Source organism: Streptomyces sp. NPDC031121, assembly GCF_055570615.1.
Window position 1 is genome coordinate 207,726 of sequence record NZ_JBVIGV010000015.1, and the last position, 6,686, is coordinate 214,411.

Here is a 6,686-nt window from a genome sequence, read left to right on the forward strand (position 1 = left end):
AGGCTCAGAACCGGTGCGGGGAGCTGCCCGGGAAGCGCTGCGGCGCGGACGGCACCAGGTCGGCGCGGCGCTCACCGCCGGCCGGAGCGGTCCGGCAGGTCACGTCCGCCGCGGGCAGGCCGCCGCCGGCCAGGTAGGCGTTGACCGTCGCGTTGACGCAGGACGCCGGGTCGAACAGGTAGACGCCGTGCCCCTCGCCGCCCTCGGCGAGCACCATGCGCGAGCCCGCCAGCGCCCGGTGCAGGGCCTGGCCGCTGTCCAGCGGGGTCTGGGAGTCCCACTCGTTCTGGACGGTCAGCACGTTCGCCCGGGTCGTCGTCTTCGTGGCCGGCTCGATCGGCCGCTGCCAGAACGCGCACGGCTTGATGTTGGACGCGAAGTCGCCGTACAGCGGGTACTTCGCCTTGTCCCGGGCCGCCTCACGGGCGTACTGCTCCGGGTAGCGCGGCCACTCCACGTCACCGCACACCACCGACCAGAACGCGGCGGTGCCGTTGTCCGACGCCGGCTCCGACGTCGGCCGCAGCAGCCGGCGCTGCTCCGGGGTGAGGGCGGTGGGCCGGCCCTCCGCGGCGTCGACCAGCGCCCGGACGACGGGCGTCGCCTGCGCCGGGTAGAAGAACAGCGCCCGCGCGGTGCGGATGTCGTCGCCCGACAGCTTCTGCCCCTCGAACTCGATGGGCACGCGGTCCGCGCGGGCCACCAGGTCCCAGAACGCCTTGGAGACCGCACCGGGCGTCGCGCCCAGCCGGTACTCGCCGTCCCGCTCGGCGGCCCACCGCGTCCAGCGCGCGAACGCCGGCTCGGCCTCGGTCGCCCACACCTGGATCATGCCGCGCCACGCCCGCTTGGGGTCCACGCCGCTGTCGAGGACGAAGCGGTCGGTGCGGGAGGGGAACATCTGCGTGTACACCGCACCCAGGTAGGTGCCGTACGAGTAGCCCACATAGCTGATCTTCTTCTCGCCGAGCGCGGCGCGGATCGCGTCCATGTCGCGCGCCGTGTTGCGGGTGGTGATGAACGGCAGCACCTGCCCCGACTTCTCACGGCACTTCTCGGCGACCGTCTGTGCCCACGCGACGTCCGCCGCGAAGGTCTCCTCCTTGTACGGGCGGTCGAAGGCCTGCTCCTCGTCGGTCAGTCCGCAGGTGACCGGGCTGCTTGCGCCGACGCCGCGCGGGTCGAAGCCGATCACGTCGTACCGGTCGCGCACGTCCTTCGGCATCAGCTCGTCCGCCATCAGCGGCAGGTCGAGTCCGGGGCCGCCGGGGCCGCCCGGGTTCATCAGCAGCACGCCGTGCCGCTTCGCCGGGTCGGCGCTCTTCATCCGGGATATCGCGATGTCGATCGTGCGCCCCTGCGGGCGCCGGTAGTCGAGCGGCACCTTGACGGTCGCGCACTCGTAGGAGGCCGGCTGCTCGGGGCTGCACCGCTGCCACGCCGGCTTCGGCGGGACGAACTCCGCGGCCCCGGCGGCCGACGCCTGGGGGGCGGACAGGAGGGGGACGGTGGTGGCGAGCAGGCCGGCCGCGGCGAGCACCGGCGCGAGGCGTTTGATGTTCACGTAACGCCGTTTCCTTTCCGTGAAGTCGGTGGCCCCACCACCCTGTTGCACGGACAGGCCCGGCGAATCATCCCGGAGGGCCGCCTCCTGTGCGCCTCTCGGACGAGGAGGGATTCGGACAACTGGCCGACACGCCGCCCCAGTCGGGCGCGCCCGGCGTGCGCGGCGCCGCCCGGCGGCCGCCCGGCGGCGCGACGGCGCAGGCCCCGGCCGCGGGGGCGGGGCCGGCCCGGCCGCCCGCCGCGGCGGGCACGGGCCGAGCGGCGTACGACGTACGGGGGACGCGCCCCGGCGCCGACCGCGGCGCCGCCGCCGGCCCGCGGTCCGTCGTACGGCCGAATCCGGGCGCGGCTGGGGCTGCCCGTCCGCGGCGGGGGAGGGAGGATGGAGTCGTCCCGGGTGCCGGGGCACGGAACGGGCGGGCCGGCGCTCCGCTCTCTCGGCGGCGGACGGGAAGGAGCGGTCGGCATGAGCACGGCGAACGGCGTCCCGGCCGACTCCGCAGGCACCCCGCCGGGCCCGAGCGGCCCCACAGGCCCCACCGGTCCCACCGGCTCGGCCGGCCCCACCGGGCCGAGCGGGCCCGTCGGCCGGGCCGGGCCGACCGGCACCGGCCCGGGCCGGGGGCTGCTGGACGTGCTCGGCGTCGCCGCGGTGCTCCTCGACTCCGAGGGGCGGATCATCCTGTGGAGCCCGCAGGCCGAGGAGCTCTTCGGCTACCCCGCCGAGGAGGCGCTGGGCGAGTACGCGGCCCGCCTCCTCGTCGACGACGAGCACCTGGACGTCGTCCTGGGCCTCTTCCGGGAGGTGATGTCCGGCGGCAGGCCCTGGGCCGGGGTGTTCCCCGTCCACCACAAGGAGGGCGGCACCCGGCTCACCGAGTTCCGCAACATGCGCCTGGAGGACCGCGAGGGCCGCCACTACGCCCTCGGCATCGCCTCCGACCAGGCCACCCTGCGCCGCCTGGAGCGCGACCTCGCCCTCTCCCTGCGCCTGGTCTCCCAGTCGCCCATCGGCCTGGCCGTCCTCGACACCGACCTGCGGTACGTCCTGGTCAACCCGGCACTCGAACGGATCAACGGGCTCCCGGCCGAGCAGCACCTGGGCCGCCGCGTCCACGAGGCCCTGCCCCGCGTGGACGCCGCGGCCATCGAGGCGGCCATGCGCGAGGTACTGGTGACGGGCGTCCCCCGGCTGGACCAGTTCACCACCGGCCGCACCCCGGCCGACCCCCTCCGCGACCACGCCTTCTCCGCCTCCTTCTACCGGCTCGACGACCCGGCCGGGCGGCCCATCGGCGTCGCCGCCTCCATCGTCGACGTGACCGAGCAGCACAAGACGGCGCAGGCCATCGCCCTGGCCCGGCAGCGGCTGGCCCTCATCGCCGACGCCTCCGTCCGCATCGGCACCACCCTCGACCTCGGGGTCACGGCCCGGGAGCTCGGCGACATCGCCGTGCCGCAGCTCGCCGACGTCGCCACCGTCGACGTCCTGGACGACGTCCTCACCGGCGAACCGCCGCCCGGCACCGCCCCCGCCGGGACCGTCCGGTTCCGGGCCCTCGCCGTCAAGGCGGCCCGCCCCGGCCCCGCGGTCCGCGCGGCCGACCCCGTGGGCACTCTGGCCCGCTACGACGACACCCGCGTCGTCACCCGCTGCGTCCGCACGGGGCGGCCCGTCCTCCAGGCCCGCGTCACCCCCGGCGAACTCGGCGGCATCGCCCGGGACGCCGAGGCCGCCGCGCTGCTCGCCGAGGCGGGGCTGCACTCCTACCTCGCCGTGCCGCTCATCGCCCGCGGCGAGGTCATCGGCGCGCTCGGCCTGCAGCGCGCCGACAACCCGCTGCCGTTCGACGAGGACGACGTCCTGCTCGCCCAGGAGCTGGCCGCCCGCGCGGCCGTCTGCATCGACAACGCCCGCTGGTACCAGAAGCAGCGCCGCGCCGCGCTCCTCCTCCAGCGGCACCTGCTGCCCCACCAGCCCACCCCGACACCCGGCCTGGAGATCGCCTTCCGCTACCAGCCCGCCCAGAGCGCCGGCGAGGTCGGCGGCGACTGGTTCGACGTCATCCCGCTCGCCGACGACAAGACCGCCCTCGTCGTCGGGGACGTCATGGGCAGCGGCATCAACGCGGCCGCCGCCATGGGCCAGCTCCGCACCGCCGCCCGCACCCTGGCCGAACTCGACCTCGACCCCGCGGCCGTCCTGACCCGCCTCGACCACACCGCCACCGGGCTCGGCCACACCATGGCCACCTGTGTCATCGCCGTGTACGACCCCCGCCGCAACCGCTGCCGCATCGCCACCGCCGGCCACCTGCCGCCCGTACGCGTCGGCCGGGGCCGCCCGCCCGAGCTGCTGGACCTCCCCACCGGGGTGCCCCTCGGCGTCGGCGGCGTGCCCTTCGAGGCCACCGCCCTCGACCTGGCCGTCGGGGACGAGCTCGTCCTCTACACCGACGGCCTCGTGGAACGCCGCGACCAGGACATCGACACCCGGCTCCGCGCCCTCACCGACCTGCTGGACACCCCGGGCCGCCCGCTGGAGGCGACCTGCGACCTGCTGCTGGGCCGGCTGCGCCGCCCGGACGACCGCGACGACGTCGCGCTGCTCATCGCCCGCGCCCGCCCCCTCTGACGGGACGTGCGGCCGCGGCACGGTACCACCCCTCCGGGGAATCGACCGGATGTTTGTCCATTCGTGATGGGCCTTCCGAACGACCACCACAACTGGCACTAGCGTCCCGTGGCACCCGGGGAGCGCGGGTGCACGCGGCACGACTGCCGTGTCCCTTGCCCCTGCCGCCCCTTCCGGCCCATGCAGCAAGGAGGCACAGTGCTGTCATTCCGTCGGTCGGCCGTCGGCAGCATGTCGGTCGCATCGAGACACGTGTTGGCCACGGTCGCCGTCATCGGCGCCCTCGCCTTCACCCTGATCGCGTTGCTGGTCCCCGTGGAGAAGTTCAACGGGGGATCGGCCGCAGCGACCACGCTCCCCGCGGCCGACGACGACGGCCTCGGCACCATGAGCACGGCCTTCGGGCCGCTGACCGCCCAGGACCGGGACTTCGTCCGCAAGGTGCGCCTCGCCGGCCTGTGGGAGCTGCCCGCGGGCCGCCAGGCCCTCCAGCGCAGCAAGCGCTCCACCATCCGCACGGCCGGCGAGCACCTCGTCGAGGGCCACTCCGAACTGGACCGGCGCGCCCTCGAAGTGGGCGGGGCGCTCGGCATGGAACTGCCCGACCGGCCCACCCAGCAGCAGCAGGAATGGCTCGACCAGCTCACCAGCGCCCAGGGCGCCCAGTACGAGCAGCTGTTCGCCCAGCTGCTCCGCCGGGCCCACGGCAAGGTGTTCTCGCTCGTGGCCCAGATCCGGGCGCAGACCCGCAACTCGATGGTCCGGGGACTGGCCACGGACGCCAACGCCACGGTCCTGGACCACATCACGGTCCTGGAGGCCACCGGCATGGTCGATTTCGACGGCCTCGCGGACGCGCCGCCGGCCGCGGTCCCCGCGCCCGCCTCCTCCACCGTTTCCCGACCGAAGTGAAGTGATCGCATGAGTCAAAAGGGCCACAAACGCCGTCTGCGGACGTCGCACAAGGTCCTCGCCATGGTGTCCGCCCTGGTCCTGGGCGGCGGCGGGGTCGTGTTCGTCGCACAGGGCGCGTTCGCCGGACAGGACGACCGCGCCGCCCCGGTGACCGCCACCATCGACTGCCCGGACGTCGGCGACAAGCTCACCGACGTGCCCGACCGGGCCCGCCCCGAGGTGGACAAGAACCTCGCCCAGCTCGACACGCAGGTCGCCGACGCCTACAAGCAGCTCGCGACGGGCCGCGCCAACGGCGGCGCCCTGCTCGGCGGCCTCGAAGAGCAGCGCGGAAAGACCATCGATGCCATCGGCGACGCGATGGCGGGCGCCGGCGCCCGCCCCCAGGGCCTGAACGGGCTCGCCGGCTGCGAGATGAAGCAGGCGGCCGCCCCCGACCCGAAGGACGAGCCGGCAGCCGCGCAGGGGGCCGCAGCGCAGGGCGCCGCGGCCCAGGGCGGCGGCCAGGCGGCGGCCAAGGGCGGCCCGGCCCGCAGCGACTTCGTCGCGATCGGCAACATCCGGCCGAACGTCCGCAAGCCGGCGGACCGCGGGAACGCCTCCAAGGGCTCCTTCTCGGTGAACTGCGGCCGCAACGAGAACGGCCACTTCAACCCGGACAACGTCATCGTCGCCCCCGGCGTCAGCAACGGCGCCCACCACATGCACGACTACGTCGGCAACCTCACCACGGACGCCTTCTCCACCAACAACAGCCTCGCCGCCTCCGGCACCACCTGCACCAACGGCGACAAGTCCACCTACTACTGGCCCGTGCTCCGGCTGCGCGACGGCCGCGCCGAACGCGACGCCAACGCGCCCGGCGGCGGCCAGGACGGCAACGTCGGCACCATCCTCAAGCCGAAGCAGGTGACGATCGAGTTCAAGGGCAGCCCGGTCTCCAAGGTCGCCGCCATGCCCCGCTTCCTGCGCATCATCACCGGCGACGCCAAGTCCTTCACCAACGGGCCGGGCAACGCCAACGCCTCGTGGAGCTGCACCGGCTTCGAGAACCGGCAGCTGAAGGACAAGTACCCGGTCTGCCCCAAGGGCAGCGACGTGGTCCGCACCTTCACCTTCCAGAGCTGCTGGGACGGGCGGAACACCGACAGCGCCAACCACCGCACGCACGTGGCCTTCGCGAACAAGGACGGCTCGTGCAAGCCGGGCTTCAAGGCCATCCCGCAGCTGGTCCAGCGGATCGTCTACAGCGTGCCGCCCGGCTCCCGGTTCGCGGTCGACAGCTTCCCCGAGCAGCTGCACAAGCCGGTCACCGACCACGGCGACTTCATCAACGTGATGTCGGACCGGCTCATGGCGAACGCGGTGCGCTGCATCAACGAAGGACGCACCTGCCGCTGAGTCCCTCGGGGCGGCGCACCCCCTCCCCTGTGCCGCCCCGAGAGCGGTGGGGGGGGGGAGGGGGGGGGGGGGGGGGAAACACACCCGAGGGGTGGTGGGGCATTCCTAGGGACACAGGGGGGGGGAGGGGGAGACAAAAGAGTGGCCTCTCGAGTGGGGGCCACAACCC

4 protein-coding genes are annotated in these 6,686 nt (G+C 74.3%); 3 read left to right on the forward strand and 1 reads right to left on the reverse strand.

Annotation, left to right across the window (positions count from 1 at the left end; translation table 11 throughout):
- Window positions 1-4: 4 nt before the first annotated feature.
- Window positions 5-1,564, reverse strand: coding sequence for an alpha/beta hydrolase (locus ACZ462_RS26835; RefSeq protein WP_467809783.1), 1,560 nt, complete (start codon window positions 1,562-1,564; stop codon window positions 5-7).
- A gap of 468 nt (window positions 1,565-2,032) precedes the next feature.
- Here ACZ462_RS26835 and ACZ462_RS26840 point away from each other — a divergent pair, with 468 nt between their 5' ends.
- The 3 genes from ACZ462_RS26840 (at window position 2,033) to ACZ462_RS26850 (ending at window position 6,517) form a co-directional block, all read left to right on the forward strand.
- The gene (locus ACZ462_RS26840) at window positions 2,033-4,201 is read left to right on the forward strand and encodes a SpoIIE family protein phosphatase (protein ID WP_467809782.1); all 2,169 of its coding nucleotides are present in this window, start codon (window positions 2,033-2,035) and stop codon (window positions 4,199-4,201) included.
- A gap of 198 nt (window positions 4,202-4,399) precedes the next feature.
- A complete protein-coding gene (locus tag ACZ462_RS26845) occupies window positions 4,400-5,113 on the forward strand; it encodes a DUF4142 domain-containing protein (protein ID WP_467809781.1) in 714 nt (237 codons plus the stop codon).
- A 9-nt stretch (window positions 5,114-5,122) separates the two neighbouring features.
- Window positions 5,123-6,517 carry a DUF1996 domain-containing protein gene (locus tag ACZ462_RS26850; protein ID WP_467882478.1) on the forward strand — a complete coding sequence of 465 codons (1,395 nt, stop codon included), beginning with the start codon at window positions 5,123-5,125 and terminating at the stop codon, window positions 6,515-6,517.
- The last annotated feature ends 169 nt before the right edge of the window (window positions 6,518-6,686 follow it).